The sequence below is a fragment of the Dyella sp. C11 genome (genome assembly GCF_003121485.1).
Taxonomy (GTDB): domain Bacteria; phylum Pseudomonadota; class Gammaproteobacteria; order Xanthomonadales; family Rhodanobacteraceae; genus Dyella.
Genome location: NZ_QAVX01000007.1, coordinates 152,985 through 168,742 on the forward strand (window position 1 = coordinate 152,985; position 15,758 = coordinate 168,742).

16 protein-coding genes are annotated in these 15,758 nt (G+C 62.9%); 12 read left to right on the forward strand and 4 right to left on the reverse strand.

Features of this window, described 5'->3' with window-relative positions; all coding sequences use genetic code 11:
- Positions 1-198: 198 nt before the first annotated feature.
- Complete coding sequence (locus DK366_RS09200) at positions 199-1,800, forward strand: oligopeptide:H+ symporter (protein ID WP_109125240.1); 1,602 nt, start codon at positions 199-201, stop codon at positions 1,798-1,800.
- Between the two features lie 151 nt (positions 1,801-1,951).
- On the opposite strand, the gene DK366_RS09205 is transcribed toward DK366_RS09200, so the two are convergent.
- A complete protein-coding gene (locus DK366_RS09205) occupies positions 1,952-2,410 on the reverse strand; it encodes a MarR family transcriptional regulator (RefSeq protein ID WP_232820982.1) in 459 nt (152 codons plus the stop codon).
- Positions 2,411-2,529: 119 nt separating this feature from the next.
- Between DK366_RS09205 and hppD the strand changes: the two genes are divergently transcribed.
- Positions 2,530-3,627 carry a 4-hydroxyphenylpyruvate dioxygenase gene (hppD, locus tag DK366_RS09210; protein WP_109125242.1) on the forward strand — a complete coding sequence of 366 codons (1,098 nt, stop codon included), beginning with the start codon at positions 2,530-2,532 and terminating at the stop codon, positions 3,625-3,627.
- A gap of 45 nt (positions 3,628-3,672) precedes the next feature.
- Here hppD and DK366_RS09215 read toward each other — a convergent pair whose 3' ends face one another.
- Entirely contained in the window at positions 3,673-4,068 is a 396-nt protein-coding gene (locus DK366_RS09215; RefSeq protein ID WP_109125243.1) for a DUF5362 domain-containing protein, read from the reverse strand.
- A 138-nt stretch (positions 4,069-4,206) separates the two neighbouring features.
- Between DK366_RS09215 and hmgA the strand changes: the two genes are divergently transcribed.
- The 5 genes from hmgA (at position 4,207) to tpx (ending at position 9,179) form a co-directional block, all read left to right on the forward strand.
- Complete coding sequence (gene hmgA / locus DK366_RS09220) at positions 4,207-5,505, forward strand: homogentisate 1,2-dioxygenase (protein ID WP_109125244.1); 1,299 nt, start codon at positions 4,207-4,209, stop codon at positions 5,503-5,505.
- Between the two features lie 4 nt (positions 5,506-5,509).
- Positions 5,510-6,097 (forward strand): lectin, encoded by a 588-nt coding sequence (locus DK366_RS09225; RefSeq protein WP_232820983.1) that lies wholly within the window; start codon positions 5,510-5,512, stop codon positions 6,095-6,097.
- A 22-nt stretch (positions 6,098-6,119) separates the two neighbouring features.
- Positions 6,120-7,106, forward strand: coding sequence for a fumarylacetoacetate hydrolase family protein (locus DK366_RS09230; RefSeq protein ID WP_109125245.1), 987 nt, complete (start codon positions 6,120-6,122; stop codon positions 7,104-7,106).
- Between the two features lie 103 nt (positions 7,107-7,209).
- Positions 7,210-8,604: an oxygen-independent coproporphyrinogen III oxidase gene (gene hemN / locus DK366_RS09235; RefSeq protein WP_109125246.1), complete on the forward strand. Its 1,395-nt coding sequence runs from the start codon at positions 7,210-7,212 to the stop codon at positions 8,602-8,604.
- A gap of 74 nt (positions 8,605-8,678) precedes the next feature.
- Positions 8,679-9,179 (forward strand): thiol peroxidase, encoded by a 501-nt coding sequence (gene tpx / locus DK366_RS09240; protein WP_109125247.1) that lies wholly within the window; start codon positions 8,679-8,681, stop codon positions 9,177-9,179.
- A 75-nt stretch (positions 9,180-9,254) separates the two neighbouring features.
- Here the strand turns inward: tpx and azu are convergent, their stop codons facing one another.
- Both azu and gap read right to left on the reverse strand, forming a co-directional pair.
- Positions 9,255-9,704, reverse strand: coding sequence for an azurin (azu, locus tag DK366_RS09245; RefSeq protein WP_109125248.1), 450 nt, complete (start codon positions 9,702-9,704; stop codon positions 9,255-9,257).
- A gap of 175 nt (positions 9,705-9,879) precedes the next feature.
- Positions 9,880-10,893, reverse strand: coding sequence for a type I glyceraldehyde-3-phosphate dehydrogenase (gene gap, locus DK366_RS09250; protein ID WP_109125249.1), 1,014 nt, complete (start codon positions 10,891-10,893; stop codon positions 9,880-9,882).
- A 188-nt stretch (positions 10,894-11,081) separates the two neighbouring features.
- On the opposite strand from gap, the gene DK366_RS09255 reads away from it, so the two are divergent.
- The 5 genes from DK366_RS09255 (at position 11,082) to DK366_RS09275 (ending at position 15,597) form a co-directional block, all read left to right on the forward strand.
- Positions 11,082-11,564: an OsmC family protein gene (locus DK366_RS09255; RefSeq protein WP_109125250.1), complete on the forward strand. Its 483-nt coding sequence runs from the start codon at positions 11,082-11,084 to the stop codon at positions 11,562-11,564.
- A gap of 90 nt (positions 11,565-11,654) precedes the next feature.
- Complete coding sequence (locus DK366_RS09260) at positions 11,655-12,434, forward strand: S1/P1 nuclease (protein ID WP_232820984.1); 780 nt, start codon at positions 11,655-11,657, stop codon at positions 12,432-12,434.
- 193 nt (positions 12,435-12,627) lie between these two features.
- The gene (locus DK366_RS09265; protein ID WP_109125252.1) at positions 12,628-13,551 is read left to right on the forward strand and encodes an AraC family transcriptional regulator; all 924 of its coding nucleotides are present in this window, start codon (positions 12,628-12,630) and stop codon (positions 13,549-13,551) included.
- A 168-nt stretch (positions 13,552-13,719) separates the two neighbouring features.
- A complete protein-coding gene (locus tag DK366_RS09270) occupies positions 13,720-14,283 on the forward strand; it encodes an Rrf2 family transcriptional regulator (protein ID WP_109125253.1) in 564 nt (187 codons plus the stop codon).
- A 102-nt stretch (positions 14,284-14,385) separates the two neighbouring features.
- Positions 14,386-15,597, forward strand: a complete 1,212-nt coding sequence (locus DK366_RS09275; RefSeq protein ID WP_109125254.1) for an FAD-dependent oxidoreductase — start codon at positions 14,386-14,388, stop codon at positions 15,595-15,597.
- Positions 15,598-15,758: the final 161 nt, after the last annotated feature.

Sequence of the window (15,758 nt, forward strand, 5' to 3'; positions counted from 1 at the left end):
ACCGTCATTCCCGCGAAGGCGGGAATCCAGCGACTTTTATCACCTCACGGAAGAGCTAAAAGGCACTGGATTCCCGCCTTCGCGGGAATGACGAGTGAGAGAGTGAGGCATCATGATGCTGCGGCGCATTTGACGGGCACGGCGCACGCCGGTTAGAAGTCGACTTCGCAAGAAATTTCGACGGATGACGAGCACGACATGAGCACGACCGAGAAAGCCACCGCACCCACGGTGCCCGACTACCCCCAGACATTGGGGCATCCACGCCCGCTGTGGATGCTTTTCATGACGGAGTTCTGGGAGCGCTTCGCGTTCTACGGCATGCGCTGGGCGCTCGCGCTCTACATCGTGGCGGAGTTCTTCCACGGCGATCCGGCGGGGCAGGGCTTCGCCAGCCGCACGTACGGCGCGTATCTGGCGCTGGTGTATGCCGCGGCGGTGTTCGGCGGCTACGTGGCGGACCGCATCATCGGCTACCAGCGTTCGATCCTGGTGGGCGCCGTGGTGATGGCGGCGGGCCTCTTCATGATCATGCTGCCCGATGAAAGGATCTTCCTGCTGGGCCTGTCGACCGTCATCGTGGGCAACGGCCTGTTCAAGCCGAACATTTCATCGATGGTGGGGCGGCTCTACAGCGTGGGCGACGCACGCCGCGACCGTGGTTTCACGCTGTTCTACATGGGCATCAACGCCGGTGCGCTGGTGTCGCCGCTGGTCACCGGCTGGTTGGCAAGCCACTTTACCGACATGCCGATGCAGCAGAACTACAAGGCGGTGTTCCTTGCCTCGGGCGTCGGCATGCTGGTGAGCCTGGTGTGGTTCTGGATCGGCCGTCGGCAGCTCGGCCCCGTGGGCAGGCCGGCGCCGGAGCAGGCGGGACGGCTGCGGGTGGTCTATGTGTTCCTCGGTTGCGTGCTCGCCATTCCGCTGGTGTTTTTCATGCTGGGCGGCGGTTTTTCCGAACTGGTTGCCAGGGCGCTGCTGGACATGGGCGCGATCAAGCCGACGGTGATCGATGGCGCCATCAACTATGAAAAGACGCTGCCTGCCGCGACTGTGCGCGCCTGGGTGCTGGGCGTGCTGTTCGTCGGCCTGTCCGCGCTGCTGCTGGTCGAGGGTTTTCGCGAGGGCAAGGTGCAGCGTGACCGCGTGTTCGCCATGCTGATCATCTTCGTGTTCAACGTGCTGTTCTGGATGTTCTACGAACAGGCCGGCAGCTCGTTCAACTTCCTGGCGCAGAACATCGTGGACCGCGAGATGTTCGGCGGCTGGGTGTTCCCGGTGGGCTGGTTCCAGTCGGTGGCGCCGCTTTCACTGGTACTGCTGGCGCCGTTCGTGTCGCTGGCATGGGGGTGGCTCGACAAGCGCCGCATGGAGCCGTCCATCCCGCGCAAGTTCGGGTTGGGGCTTATCGGCAACGCGCTGGCCTTTGTGGTGTTGATGTACGCACTGTCCGAGCTTGTGGACAGCCGACACCTGATCCCGTTCTGGCCACTGGTCATGGTGTACGTGCTGCAGACGCTGGGCGAGTTGTGCCTTTCGCCGATTGGTCTCTCGATGGTGACCAAGCTGGCACCGGTACGCCTGGTTGGTTTCGCGATGGGGGGCTGGTTTCTCTCTACCGGCATCGGCAACAACCTGTCGGGCATTTTCGCCGGCCATGTCAGCGGTGAAACCGGCATGACGGTGGCTTCCGCACTCAGCGGCTTCACCTTCAGCTTCTGGCTGCTGGCCGGTGCGGGCGTGCTGCTGTTCGTCATCGCGCCGCTGATCAACCGGCTGATGCACGGGGTGAAGTGAGCGTGGTATGGGCGCGCACTGAAACGCGCGCTTACCTACATCGTCATTCCCGCGAAAGCGGGAATCCAGCGACTTTCGACTCGCGAAAGAGCTAAGGCACTGGATTCCCGCTTTCGCGGGAATGACGGATAGGAAGGGTGTCGAGTACTACTTACTTCGGCTCAATCGCCTGCAGCTTGTCCAGGATCCGCACCAGCCAGGTGCGTTCCTCGTCGTCCAGCTTCGACAGCAGATTGCGCTCATGCTCGCGTGCCATGGGCGCCACCACCTCGTGGATGGCCCAGCCGGCCTCGCTCAGGCCCAGCACGGAGCGGCGCTTGTCGCCGTCGTGGGTGGCGCGGGTCACCCAGCCGGTTTCCACCAGCTTGGCCAGGGCGCGGCTCACGGCCACCTTGTCCATCAGGGTGCGCTCGGCCACTTCACGGGCCGACAGGCCGTCAAAGCGGGCCAGCACGGCCATCACGCGCCATTCCGTCATGCTCAGGTCAAACCGGCGTTGATAATCGTCGGCAATGGCCTGGCTGACCGCGTTCGACAGGATCGAAAGGCGGTAGGGCAGGAAGTTTTCCAGCTCCAGCGGGGCATGGTCGGGATGGTGTTCTTCAGCCACTGCTGCGGCGCTCCTTGCAAATGGTTTCATATGTAACTATAACGCGAGGATTATGAGGATGGTCGCACGCTAGGTACCCCGGGCGTAGGCCGTCGAGCACCGATCCACAGGAGAGCCCCATGAGCGCGCAGCCCAATCTTGGCATGCAGGTCACCACCTTCGAAAACCCCATGGGCATCAACGGATTCGAATTCGTCGAATTCGCCGCCCCGGCGGGCCGCGGCCACGAGCTGCATACCCTGTTCAAGAACATGGGTTTCACCGCCGTGCTCAAGCACAAGTCGCGTGCCATCACGGTCTATCGCCAGGGCGACGTGAACCTGCTGGTGAACGAAGATCCCGATTCCTACGCCGCCGAATTCGCTGAGGCCCACGGTCCGTGCGCGGCGGGTTTCGCCATCCGCTTCCAGAAGCCGGCCGATGAAGTGCGCAAGGTCGTGCTCGGCAACGGCGGCGAGGCGGTGAGCGACAAGGCCGAAGCCACCAAGGCGGTGAAGGCACCGGCCGTGAAGGGTATCGGCGACTGCGTGCTCTACCTGGTCGACAGCTACGGCGACAAGGGCAGCATCTACGCGGGCGACTACGAAGCCATTGCCGGTGTGGATCAGCATCCGAAGGGTTTCGGTCTCACCTTCATCGACCACCTCACGCACAACCTCTACTTCGGCAACATGCAGAAGTGGTCGGACTACTACGAGCGCCTGTTCAACTTCCGCGAGATCCGCTACTTCGACATCAAGGGCGCCAAGACGGGCCTGGTGTCCAAGGCGATGACCGCGCCGGACGGCATCGTGCGCATTCCGCTCAACGAATCGAGCGATCCGAAGTCGCAGATCAACGAATACCTCGACGCGTACCACGGCGAAGGCATCCAGCACATCGCCTGCTTCACCGACAACATCTACGACACCGTGGAAGCGATGCGCGAGAAAGGCGTGGAGTTCCTCGACACGCCGGACACGTATTTCGACGTGATCGACATGCGCATTCCCGACCATGGCGAAGACGTGCCGCGCCTGGCCAAGAACAAGATCCTGATCGACGCCGACCCGGAGACCAAGCAGCGCAAGCTGCTGCAGATCTTCACGCAGAACAACATCGGCCCGATCTTCTTCGAGATCATCCAGCGCAAGGGCAACGAGGGTTTCGGCGAAGGCAACTTCCAGGCGCTGTTCGAATCCATCGAACGCGACCAGATGAAGCGCGGCTTCCTGTAATCGCAACGACATGGCCGCCCTTGATGGGCGGCCATGGTGTGGGAGTCAGTGCCAGGAACCGCCGTTGTGCATATAGGCCGCGAATACCGCGCCGTAGAACACGATGGCGAGTACCCACAGGACGATGCCGACCAGAATCAGCACGCCCTGGATCACGAAGTAAGTGCGCAGCTTGGCGAGCGCTTCCTTCAGGGCGACGGCATCGCCGCTCAGTTGGGCTCGTTCGATGGCACCGGCCGACTGCATCACCAGCACGCCGATCCAGATCGGCAGCCAGGCGATGAGGATGCCGACGATGGTGATGGCGGTGAGGGCACCCTGGATGATGAACACGATGCCGACGAACTTCATCCATCCCTTGCCCGACGCAAGCGGTTGGCTGAGATCCTGGATGGAGTGATTCGCGGTGGCCTGGCCCAGCGAGGAGAACGAGTCGGACATGCGGTTTCCTTGTGATGTCGTTTCAAGAGAGAACAACGCCTCGTCCATCGTGTGAGGCGGCCAGCGGTCGTACGGCAAGCGTCATAGTATCGAGCGGGTGCCATCGTGGCCCGCCCCTGGGCAGATTGCGGAGTTTCCATGTCAGCCAGCAAGCAGCAGTACCAGTCCGGTTTCGCCAACGAATTCGCCACCGAGGCGCTGCCTGGCGCGCTGCCTGAAGGGCAGAACTCGCCGCAGAGCGCGCCCCACGGCCTATACGCCGAGCAGATTTCCGGCACGGCGTTTACCGCGCCGCGCCACAGCAACCGCCGCAGCTGGCTGTACCGCATTCGCCCGGCGGCCATGCATCACCCGTTCGAGGCGATGCCGGATGGCCGCTTCCACAACCGTTTCAACGACGTGCCGGCCAGCCCGAACCAGCTGCGCTGGAGCCCGTTTGCGCTGCCGACCGCGCCCACCGACTTCATCGACGGCTTGTTCACCGTGGCGGGCAATGGCGGCCCGGCCGACCAGACGGGCGTGGGTATTCACGTGTACGCCGCCAATCGCTCGATGCAGGGCCGGTTCTTCTACAACGCCGACGGCGAGATGCTGATCGTGCCGCAGGAAGGCCGCCTGAAGCTGGCCACCGAGATGGGCAACATCGAGCTGGAGCCGCTGGAAATCGCGGTGATTCCGCGTGGCGTACGCTTTCGCGTGGAGTTGCTGGACGACGTGGCGCGCGGTTACATCGCGGAAAACTTCGGTGCCATGCTGCGCCTGCCCGACCTGGGCCCCATCGGCAGCAACGGCCTGGCCAATCCGCGCGACTTCCTCACGCCGGTCGCGGCGTACGAAGACGTGGAAGGCAAGTTCGAACTGATCGCGAAATTCCAGGGCAACCTGTGGCGCGCCGCCATCGACCACTCGCCGCTGGACGTGGTGGGTTGGCACGGCAACTACGCGCCGTACAAATATGACCTGCGCAAGTTCAACACCATCGGCTCGATCAGCTTCGACCATCCGGACCCGAGCATTTTCCTCGTGCTGCACTCGCCGAGCGATTCCGAAGGCGTGAGCAACATGGATTTCGTGATCTTCCCGCCGCGCTGGCTGGTGGCGCAGCACACGTTCCGTCCGCCGTGGTTCCATCGCAATATCGCCAGCGAGTTCATGGGACTCATCACGGGTGTGTACGACGCCAAGGCCGAAGGCTTCGCGCCGGGCGGCGCATCGCTGCACAATTCCATGAGCGGCCACGGCCCCGATGCGGCCACGTACGAGAAGGCATCCACGCGCGACCTGTCGCAGCCGGATGTCATCACCGGCACCATGGCCTTCATGTTCGAGACGCGTCGGGTGATCCATCCGACGAAGCAGGCCTTGGCGTTGCCGGAACTGCAGGGCAATTACTTCCAGTGCTGGCAGGGCATCCACAAGCATTTCCCGGGAGGCTGATGTCATGGTGTTGCGTCGACTTGGCGGCTTGTCGCTGTGCCTGATGCTCGTGGCGTGTCAGTCGCATGACGAAGCATCGGTGCCTGCGCCGGCAAGGACGGCGCCCGTGCCGGCTGCAACGAGTGCAGTGGCAAACAACACCGGCGCCCTGAGCCAGGCGAGTTACCAAGGTTTCGGCGACATGCGTTTCGGCATGGACGAGGCGGCGTTTCGCAAGGCGTGGGGCGGAGACCTGGTGGGTGGTGCCGCGCCGGGTTCGGACTGCGCCATGTATGCACCCAAGTGGGCGCGTACGCCGCCCGAGCTGGCGTTCATGCTCGAGCACGGCCACTTCGTGCGTTACGACGTGCGAAATGACAAGGAAACGGCGCCGGGTGGTGGCAAGGTCGGCATGGACAAGGCACAGGTGCTGGCGCTGTATGGCGACAAAGTGCTGGAATCGCCGGCCAAATACGAAGCGGGCGCGAGCACGCTGCGGCTGGAAGGTTCGGATGGCGGCGTGCTGATCTTCGATATCGGCGCCGACGGCAAGGTCACGGCGTGGCGCGTAGGCGTCATGCCACAAATCGATTACGTGGAAGGTTGCAGCTGAGTGCTGCCTTTGGAGCGATAGCATGAAATTGGGTTCACTGAAGGAAGGCGGCCGGGACGGCACCCTCATCGTCGTCAACCGCGCGCTGACGCAGGCGGTCAAGGCCACCGGCATCGCGGCGACGCTGCAGGCAGCGCTGGATGACTGGTCGAGCACGGCCCCGCGCCTCAATGCGCTGTACGAAGACTTGAACGCCGGCAACGCGAAAGAGGCGTTTGCACTCGACATGCAAGCGCTGGCTGCGCCGCTGCCGCGTGCCTACGAATTCGTCGACGGCAGCGCCTACCTGCCGCACGTGGAACGCGTGCGTCGCGCGCGTGGTGCCGAGGTGCCCGAATCGTTCTACGTGGACCCGCTGATGTACCAGGCGACCAGCGCCGGTTTCCTTGGTCCCCGCGATCCGGTGGTGGTGCCGAGCGAGGATTACGGCATCGATCTGGAAGCCGAAGTGGTCGTGATCACCGAGGACGTGCCGATGGCCGTGTCGGCGGAACAGGCCGCCGCTCATATCCAGCTTGTCGGCCTCGTCAACGATGTGTCGTTGCGTGGCCTGATTCCCAACGAACTGGCCAAGGGTTTCGGCTTCCTGCAGTCCAAGCCGCGCTCCGCGCTGTCGCCGGTGTTCGTGACGCCGGATGAACTGGGCGATGCATGGAAGAACGAGAAGCTGCACCTGCCCATGCGCACCTGGCTCAACGGCGAGTGGTTCGGCGAAGCCGAATGCGGCGTGGACATGCAGTTCAACTTCGCCCAGCTGGTGGCGCACGCGGCCAAGACGCGCCCGCTGACGGCTGGCACCATCGTGGGCTCCGGCACCATCGCCAACGAAGATACCGGCAAGGGCGCGTCGTGCCTGGCCGAACAGCGCACGGTGGAAACGCTGCGTGACGGCAAGCCCAGCACGCCATTCCTCAGCTTCGGCAACAGCCTGCGCATCGACGTGACGGATGCCGCTGGCGAGTCCATTTTCGGCGCCATCGAGCAGACCATCGCGCCGCTCAAGCGCTGAGCAGGAACCCCGTCGCCAGCTGGCTGGCGGCGGGCGTCAAATCGTCGCGCCCGGGTGATCTCCATCAGGCGCGACGCGTGCGCTGGCCGCGATACTCGCGCCCATGCGCCAGCCTACGACTGCTCCCGAGTTCGATCCCAAGCTTGTTGCCCGCTATGACGTAGCCGGCCCACGCTACACGAGCTATCCCACCGCGCCGCAGTTCCATGCGGGTTTCGACGAAGCTGCGCTACGACGCGCCGTGGATGCGTCGAACGCAGGCGCCGCGCCGCTGTCGCTCTACGTGCACGTGCCGTTCTGTTTCAGCCCGTGCTTCTACTGCGGTTGCCATCGCGTCATTACACGCGACGCGCGCAAGGCGACGGAATACCTCGATTACCTTGAGAAGGAACTCGCGCTGCTGGGCCCGTTGTTCGCTCGCGGGCGTCCCGTGCATCAATTGCACCTGGGCGGCGGTACGCCGAGCTTTCTCGACATCGATCACATGCAACGCCTGTTCGCGATGCTGGCACGCCATTTCGACATGGATCGCGCCGCGGGCAGGGAGTGGGGCATCGAGATCGATCCGCGCGGCATCGACGCTGCGTACATGAGCGAGCTGGGGCGTCTCGGTTTCAACCGCTTGTCCGTCGGTATCCAGGATTTTGACGCCGCAGTGCAGGAGGCAGTCAATCGTGTACAAAGCGTGGAACAGACGCGCGACGTGTTGCGTGCAGCGCGCGGGCATGGTTTCACCTCGGCAAGCGTTGACCTGATCTACGGCTTGCCGCACCAACACGCCGCGGGATTCGCCCGGACACTCGACCAGGTCATCGCACTCGGCCCCGATCGCGTGGCGATCTATGGCTACGCGCACCTGCCGCACCTTTTCAAGGCGCAACAGCAGATCGACGAAGCCCACCTTCCCGATGCCGCGAGCCGCCTTGCCTTGCTCGGTCTCGCCTGGGAAAAGTTGACCACGGCGGGTTATGTCTACGTCGGCATGGATCACTTCGCACGAGCGAGCGATGAACTCGTACAGGCACAGCAAGCGGGAACATTGCAGCGCAACTTCCAGGGTTATTCCACGCACGGCGACTGCGACATCGTCGGGCTGGGTGTCAGCGCCATTGGCCGTATCGCCAACACCTACAACCAGAATGCGCGCGATCTGGTGGGTTATTACGCGGCGCTGGACGCGGGGCGTCTTCCCGTGATGAAAGGCATGGAGCTGAGCACGGACGACATTGTTCGACGCGAGTTGATCGGCGAGCTGATGTGTCACGGGACGCTCGACACGCGACGCTTTGGCGCAAGGCATGACCTGGTATTCGCCGACCACTTTGCCGATGACATGGAGCGCCTTGCGTGGCTGGTCGATGATGGCCTTGTCGAACTGCGGGGTGCGGCGATCAACGTGACGCCCCGTGGCCGGCCGTTGTTGCGCAATATCGCCATGTGCTTCGACGCCTATCTCCGCAAGAGCACCGGTGCGCCGCGGTATTCGCGCACCATTTGACGGCCGGGGCGAGGGCAGTCGTGCTGCGACGGCTGGCGTGTTCTACTTAAGGGCCCCATCCAACGAGGTGTCCCATGTCCCAAGTCACGCTGAAAGGCAATCCGGTGCAGGTCGATGGTCAATTCCCGGCCACCGGTCAGGCGGCGCCTGCGTTCTCGCTGGTCGGCAAGGACCTGGCCGACGTCACGCTTGCCAACTTCGAAGGCAAGCGCAAGGTGCTGAATATTTTCCCCAGCGTCGATACGCCGACGTGCGCCATGTCGGTGCGTCACTTCAACCAGGACGCAAGCCAGCTCGACAACGCCGTGGTGCTGTGCATCTCGGCCGACCTGCCGTTTGCGCAGGCGCGCTTCTGCGGTGCCGAAGGTCTGGACAACGTGGTGATGCTTTCCACCATGCGAGGCTACGACTTCCTGAAGAACTATGGCGTGTCGATTGCCTCCGGTCCGCTCTCCGGCCTGGCCGCACGCGCCGTGGTGGTGCTGGATGGCCAGAACAAGGTGGTGCACAGCGAAATGGTGGGCGAGATCGCCCACGAGCCGAACTACGACGCCGCACTTGCTGCGCTGCGCTGATCGACCCTTTGGACGAATGAAAAAGGCCGGAGCTTCTCCGGCCTTTTTTCTTTGAATATTGGCGCAACCGATGCGTTACTTCTCCAGCGTCAGCGTGCCCTCCATCAACGCGGCGTGCCCCGGGAAAGTGCAGAAGTAAGCGTAGGTTTCCCCAGCCTTGAGCTTGGACACGGGAACGGTGACGCTGTCCGACTCGCCACCACCGATCAATTTGGTGTGTGCGATCACGCGCGGGTCGCCGGGTTTGATGTAGTTCTGCTCGGCGCCGGCCTTCATGCCGTCAGTGATGATGGCCTGCTCGTCGGCCGCGGTGCCCAGCACCCAGTTGTGTCCCATCGAAGCCTTGGGCAGTTTGCCGACGTGCTTCAGCGTCATGGTGAACTGCTTGCAGGTCTTGGCCACCGTGATGGTCTTCTGGTTGAACTGCATGGCGTCGCTGGCTTCGATGGTGGTCGAACAGTCGGCTGCCCAGAGCGGCGTGGTGCACAGGCAGAGCAGGGCGAGGGCGAGGGTTTGGCGAAGCATCGGGTGTCTCCAGGAAGTAGGCGCGAACGATTGCGCCTGTTCATTCCTGCGGCCTTGATCTGGATCAGTTCGCCATAAACCACGTGACTCGTGCGACGGCATGTCGCGGTGGCACGCCAAAAAACAAAAGCCGGGCAATGCCCGGCTTTTGCGTGTTCCCTTTCAGCGATGTCGCTTACTTGGCGGCCATCAGCGCGACCGTCATGTCGAGCATGCGGTTGGAGAAGCCCCACTCGTTGTCGTACCACGACAGCACCTTCACCAGCGTGCCGTCCATGACGCGCGTCTGCGTGGCGTCATAGGTGGACGAAGCCGGGTTGTGGTTGAAGTCGATGGACACCAGCGGCTGCGTGTTCACGTCCAGGATGCCCTTCAGCTTGCCCTTGGAGGCTTCGCTGATGATCTGGTCGATTTCTTCCTTGGTGGTCGGACGCGCGGCGTCGAACACCAGGTCAACCACCGACACGTTGATGGTCGGCACGCGCATGGCGAAACCGTCCAGCTTGCCGTTGAGTTCCGGCAGCACCAGGCCCACCGCGGCGGCGGCGCCGGTCTTGGTCGGGATCTGCGAGTGCGTGGCCGAACGGGCGCGGCGCAGGTCGGAGTGATAGACGTCCGTCAGCACCTGGTCGTTGGTGTAGGCGTGGATGGTCGTCATCAGGCCGCGCTGGATGCCGATCTTCTCATGCAGCACCTTGGCCAGCGGAGCAAGGCAGTTGGTGGTGCAGGACGCGTTCGAGATCACTTCCAGCTTGGAGGTGAGCTTGTCGTCGTTCACGCCGATGACGAAGGTGCCGTCCACGTCCTTGTCGCCCGGGGCGGAGATGATCACCTTCTTGGCGCCGGCGGCGATGTGCGCGCTGGCCTTGGCCTTGGAGGTGAACAGGCCCGTGCACTCCAGCACCACGTCGACACCCATGGCGCCCCACGGCAGCTTGGAGGGGTCGCGCTCGGCGCAGACCTTGATGCGGTCGCCGTTGACGATCAGGTCGCCGCCGTCCACGGACACGGTGCCCGGGAACTTGCCGTGCGCGGTGTCGTACTGGGTCAGGTGCGCATTGGTCTCGGCATTGCCGAGGTCGTTGATCGCAACGATCTGGATCTCGTTGGTGCGACCGGCTTCGTACAGCGCGCGCAGAATGTTGCGGCCAATGCGACCGTAACCGTTGATGGCGACCTTGATTGCCATGGGACAGCGTCCTCCGATGGGATGGCGAGAGTGGCGGCTGTGGGTCCGCCGTAAAACCGTCATTTTAGCCTGAAGCCGCCCGGAGGCTCACCCATGCACCGCAACACCCGGAAGGGGCTGTTCAGCGGCGCCCGGAAGCGCTTGAATCGGCATTTATTTCGGGCGTTGGCCCGGGCCAGGAGACAGGCATGAGCGAGGCAGAACACTCCTTCGGGATCACCCTGGAGCAGGTATCGGATTTCGAGTTCCGGATCCGGTTCGACGAAACCGGCATTCCCGACCTCATCACGGACGAAACCTCGCCGCTCGGCCATGACGCGGGGCCCAACCCGTCGCGGATGCTCGCCGCCGCCATCGCCAACTGCCAGGCCGCGAGCCTGCTGTTTGCCCTGCGCAAGTACAAGAATGCCCCGGAAAAAATGCGGGCCACGGCGCGGCTGGCGATGGAACGCAACGAACAGGGTCGCCTGCGCATCAGCCATGTGGGCGTGGACCTGCAGCTGTCGGAGAAGGGGGAAGCCATGGCGCACCTGGATCGCGTGCTGGCCCAGTTCGAGGATTTCTGCATCGTTACCCAGAGCGTGCGCCAGGGCATCAAGGTGGATGTGACCGTGCATGACGGGGAGGGCAACGCACTGCACGCCTCCGGCAAGGGCCCAGCTGGCGCGTAGCTGTCACGGGGCTGTGGCAGACTTCGACGTTTCCCTGACAGACATCGACGAACCATGCCATTCCCGCGCCGAACTGCTGTTGTTGCTGCAATGCTCTGTTTCGCCCTGGCTCCCGCCGTCCATGCGTGGGGCCAGCTTGGCCACAGCGTGGTGGCCGACCTTGCCCAGCGCCACCTGAGCCCGGCTGCCGAGGCGGCCGTGGAACGCCTGCTGGCGCCGGAAAACACCAAGTCGCTGGCCGACATCGCCAGCTGGCCGGACGAGATCCGCAACGATCCCACCAAGGATGCGCTGTGGAAGCAGACGCGCGCGCTGCACTACGTCGACTTCACCTCGGGCGACTGCAGCTACACGCCCCCGCGCGACTGCAAGGACGGCCAGTGCGTGGTGGAAGGCATCGACCACTACGTGAAGATCCTCGGCGACAAGAGCCAGCCGGATGCCGCGCGCCTTGAGGCGCTGAAATTCGTGGTGCATTTCATCGGCGACGAACACCAGCCGCTGCATGGCGGCTCGCGCGACGACAAGGGCGGCAACGCCTACCAGGTGCAGTTCCAGGACAAGGGCACCAACCTGCACAGCGTGTGGGATTCGGGCCTGCTGAAGACGCGCGGCCTGGACTACAAGGCCTACGCCGACAAGCTGGAGGCCGAAGGCACCGTCACGCTGCCCAAGCCGATCCCGCCGTTCGACAACGCCTACGCGCAGTGGGCGGAAGAGTCGTGCACGATCTCGCGCGACATCTACCCCGACGGCCACAAGCTCGATCAGGCGTATGTGGACAAGGAACTGCCGGTCGCCGAACTGCGCCTGCGCGAAGCGGGTCGTCGCCTTGCCGAGGTGTTGAACCTCACGCTGGCCAACGGATGACCGGATGGCGTGGCGGGCCGGAGGGCATCGCCCCCCCCCCGCGAACGGTGGGGGGGGGGAGCGACATCGCCAAAACCTGTCATGGCAATAAGCTGGTCAACACAAAGATGTATAGCATCGTCACGCGCGATGTCCGAATATCGGAATCAGCCGCGCCCAGAGGCAGTCAGGTCGGTGCGCGGGGGAGGCGATCATGGTGCGCGAAGCGTATGGCAATCGACTCGCTAGCTCGTTCCAGCTGAGCGACCCTCCGACACTGGTGTCGCACACCACTGATCAATACCGTCTCGCAGTAACGGAACTGCGGCACGATGCATCGGACTACGGCTTTACGGCACCGATTGCACGAGAGGAGGCCTTTCTCATTGGCCTGCAGCTGCAGGCTCTCAACAGGCACGAGCTGTGGTTGGATGGAAAATCTGTGCCTGTCCAGCCGATCCTTGCGGGTCAGTCCAGCTTTTTCGATTTGACTCGTGACCCTATTGCATACATTGCCGAGCCCTTCCATCCGTTGTTTTTCTATATGCCGCAGGCTGCCATTGATGAGGTTGCGCGCGAGCTAGGTATGAAGCCCGCCACGCTCATTTGTCGTCATGGCCAACTTGTCGATGATCCGATCATCGAGTCGCTGGGGCGTGCATTGTTGCCGGCTTTGCATGCAACGCCGCTCGGCAATCAATTGTTTGTCGACCATGCCCTCCTGGCACTGCGTAGTCACCTGGTCCAGAACTACACGGGCGTTCGCGCTCGATGCCCGGCCCATGACAAAGGACTCGCCCCCTGGCAGGAGCGAGTGGCAAAGGAAATGATACGGGAGCACCTGGTCGATGGCATTGCTTTGGCTACCGTCGCTACAGCTTGCGGACTATCCGCATGCGCTTTCATCAATGCGTTCAAGCGCAGCACGGGCATGTCTCCGCATCAGTGGCTCATCGAGCGCAGGATCGAGCACGCCGTGGCGCTAATGCGGCAAACGAGTCATCCGCTGTCGGACATTGCCTTGGAGGCGGGTTTCGCCGATCAGAGCCACTTTACGCGCGCGTTTGCCGCACGGATGGGAGTCACCCCTGGCACGTGGCGCCGGAATATCGATAGGCATCAGCTCGGATCGCCGTAACGATGCGCGCGCAAGCTACATACCGTTTCCCCAAACGCGCCAATCAGGCCATTCGGTCCTAAATTGTAAGTATATCAATTACTTGTATTTCTCGCCATGGGTATAAGTGCCGCAATTTAAGACGGTGGCACTTGTCATCCACAACGCGGACAAATAAAGTCCGTGTTTATGGCACACCTCGGAAATGGCGTTGAATACGGCTTGCATTGCCTGCTCTGGCTAACCGGTAGTCCGGACGAGCGGGCGAGTAGTCGCGACCTTGCGGACCTGCAGGGAATTTCTCCTTCTTTCGTTGCGAAGCTGTTTCCGCGATTGGAGAAGGCGGGAATTGTCGAGGCTGGCGAGGGCGTGCGTGGCGGATACCGACTGGCCCGCCCGGCTCAACGGATTTCAGTGCTCGACGTTGTCGATGCCATTGAGGGCCCGAAGCCTTTGTTCGAGTGTCAGGAAATTCGCGGTCGATGCGCCGTATTCGGTGGCAAGCCACCGTCGTGGTCGACCGACGGCGTCTGCAGCGTGCATGCAGTCATGCTTCGTGCGGAACAAGCCATGCGCCGCGAACTGGCGCGAACCACGCTGGCTGAACTGGCGGCAGTGGCGGGCAAGAAGGCGCCCGAAGGTTTTACGCAGGACATCAGGTCGTGGCTCAACGATCGTTGGGCGGCGCGCACGGACACGCGGGCGTCAGATACACAGGAAGGGTCGGCAAAGCGCCGCCGACACAAGACGTAAATCCGAATCCCCCCAACCCCAAACACGATAGGGCTTACGCAAGTACGCCTATGCGGCCCCTTGCGCCCCAAAATCGGTTCTGCATTGAAGAGTAGTCACGTCATGAAAAAGCGCATTTTGATCATCGGAGCTGGTTTTGCCGGCATGTGGAGCGCCCTTGCGGCAGCCCGGGCTTCGAGCCTGGCAGGTAGCGCAGGCGATGCGCTGGAGGTGATGGTGCTCGCACCGGAGCCTCGCTTGCATGTTCGTCCGCGTCTTTACGAGCACGACCTTTCGGGTGTCGCTCCGTCGCTGGACAAGCTGTTCAAACTCGTGGGCGTTCGTTTCATCACCGGCTATGTTCAGCGCATCCGGGACGTCGATCAGGCCGTGGATTACATCGATGAAAGCGGTGCGTCCGCCACCATGGCGTTTGACCGGCTCGTATTGGCCACCGGAAGCAAGCTGCATATGCCTTCCGTGCCCGGTTTGCGCGAGCACGCCTTCAACGTCGACCAGCTCGCCGATGCGGTGAAACTCGAGGCGCACATGCTGGCACTCGCCAGTCGTCCTACTACCCTCGCGCGCAATACGCTGATCGTGGTGGGCGGTGGATTTACGGGTATCGAGACGGCAGCCGAAATGCCGGCGCGCATGCGCTCCATCCTTGGTGCACATGCTGCCGTCAATGTAATCGTCATCGAACAGGCCGATGCCATCGGGCCGGACCTCGGTGCAGGGCCGCGCCCCGTGATTGAACAGGCCTTCCGTGAGATGGGGGTTTCCATGCGCCTGGGCACCTCAGTGGCTTCCATTGATGCGCAGGGCGTTGTGACATCCGCTGGCGAGCGCATACCAAGCGAAACCGTCATCTGGACGGCTGGCGTGCGCGCCAACGGCCTCACGGATCACATTGCGGCTGATCGCGATCGTTTCGGTCGCCTGCATGTCACGCCGGAGATGCGCGTGCAGGGTTCACAAACGGTGTACGCCACTGGCGACGTGGCGATGGCTGCCACCGACGATGCGGGTAATGTGACGATGATGTCATGCCAGCACGCGATGAACATGGGCCGCTCTGCGGGTCATAACGTTGCCGCCGAACTGCTGGGCCTCCCGATGCTGCCGTATAGCCAGCCCAAATACGTGACCTGCCTGGATCTTGGCCCCTGGGGCGCCGTCTATACCGAGGGGTGGGATCGCGAAGTGAAATTGGTTGGCGCTGAGGCCAAGGCGCTGAAGCAGAAGATCAACACCGAGTGGATCTATCCGCCGAGCGACGACCGCGAAGAGGCCCTGGCTGCTGCGGATCCCGCTCGTATCGTGGTGGCCTGAGGAAGTTATGGCTCCGACGGATCGCGGGCGCGCGTAGCGCAGGCTGAGTGAATTTCCATCAAGGCGGCCGCCGAATGTTCAATGAATTCAGCGGCCGGTTCCCTATGTTTGTGTTGCCTTGATGGCGACCCAGATGCGCGCTCCATGTGGAGCGCGTTTCG

What these genes read in the sequence shown, in the direction of transcription:
- DK366_RS09275 (WP_109125254.1), top strand. Translation starts at nt 14,386, where the DNA reads ATGAAAAAGCGCATTTTGATCATCGGAGCTGGTTTTGCCGGCATGTGG.
- DK366_RS09230 (WP_109125245.1), top strand. Translation starts at nt 6,120, where the DNA reads ATGAAATTGGGTTCACTGAAGGAAGGCGGCCGGGACGGCACCCTCATC.
- DK366_RS09215 (WP_109125243.1), bottom strand. Translation starts at nt 4,068, where the DNA reads ATGTCCGACTCGTTCTCCTCGCTGGGCCAGGCCACCGCGAATCACTCC.
- DK366_RS09225 (WP_232820983.1), top strand. Translation starts at nt 5,510, where the DNA reads ATGGTGTTGCGTCGACTTGGCGGCTTGTCGCTGTGCCTGATGCTCGTG.
- DK366_RS09265 (WP_109125252.1), top strand. Translation starts at nt 12,628, where the DNA reads ATGGTGCGCGAAGCGTATGGCAATCGACTCGCTAGCTCGTTCCAGCTG.
- DK366_RS09260 (WP_232820984.1), top strand. Translation starts at nt 11,655, where the DNA reads ATGCTCTGTTTCGCCCTGGCTCCCGCCGTCCATGCGTGGGGCCAGCTT.
- hppD (WP_109125242.1), top strand. Translation starts at nt 2,530, where the DNA reads ATGAGCGCGCAGCCCAATCTTGGCATGCAGGTCACCACCTTCGAAAAC.
- DK366_RS09200 (WP_109125240.1), top strand. Translation starts at nt 199, where the DNA reads ATGAGCACGACCGAGAAAGCCACCGCACCCACGGTGCCCGACTACCCC.
- hemN (WP_109125246.1), top strand. Translation starts at nt 7,210, where the DNA reads ATGCGCCAGCCTACGACTGCTCCCGAGTTCGATCCCAAGCTTGTTGCC.
- azu (WP_109125248.1), bottom strand. Translation starts at nt 9,704, where the DNA reads ATGCTTCGCCAAACCCTCGCCCTCGCCCTGCTCTGCCTGTGCACCACG.
- DK366_RS09255 (WP_109125250.1), top strand. Translation starts at nt 11,082, where the DNA reads ATGAGCGAGGCAGAACACTCCTTCGGGATCACCCTGGAGCAGGTATCG.
- hmgA (WP_109125244.1), top strand. Translation starts at nt 4,207, where the DNA reads ATGTCAGCCAGCAAGCAGCAGTACCAGTCCGGTTTCGCCAACGAATTC.
- gap (WP_109125249.1), bottom strand. Translation starts at nt 10,893, where the DNA reads ATGGCAATCAAGGTCGCCATCAACGGTTACGGTCGCATTGGCCGCAAC.
- DK366_RS09270 (WP_109125253.1), top strand. Translation starts at nt 13,720, where the DNA reads ATGGCACACCTCGGAAATGGCGTTGAATACGGCTTGCATTGCCTGCTC.
- tpx (WP_109125247.1), top strand. Translation starts at nt 8,679, where the DNA reads ATGTCCCAAGTCACGCTGAAAGGCAATCCGGTGCAGGTCGATGGTCAA.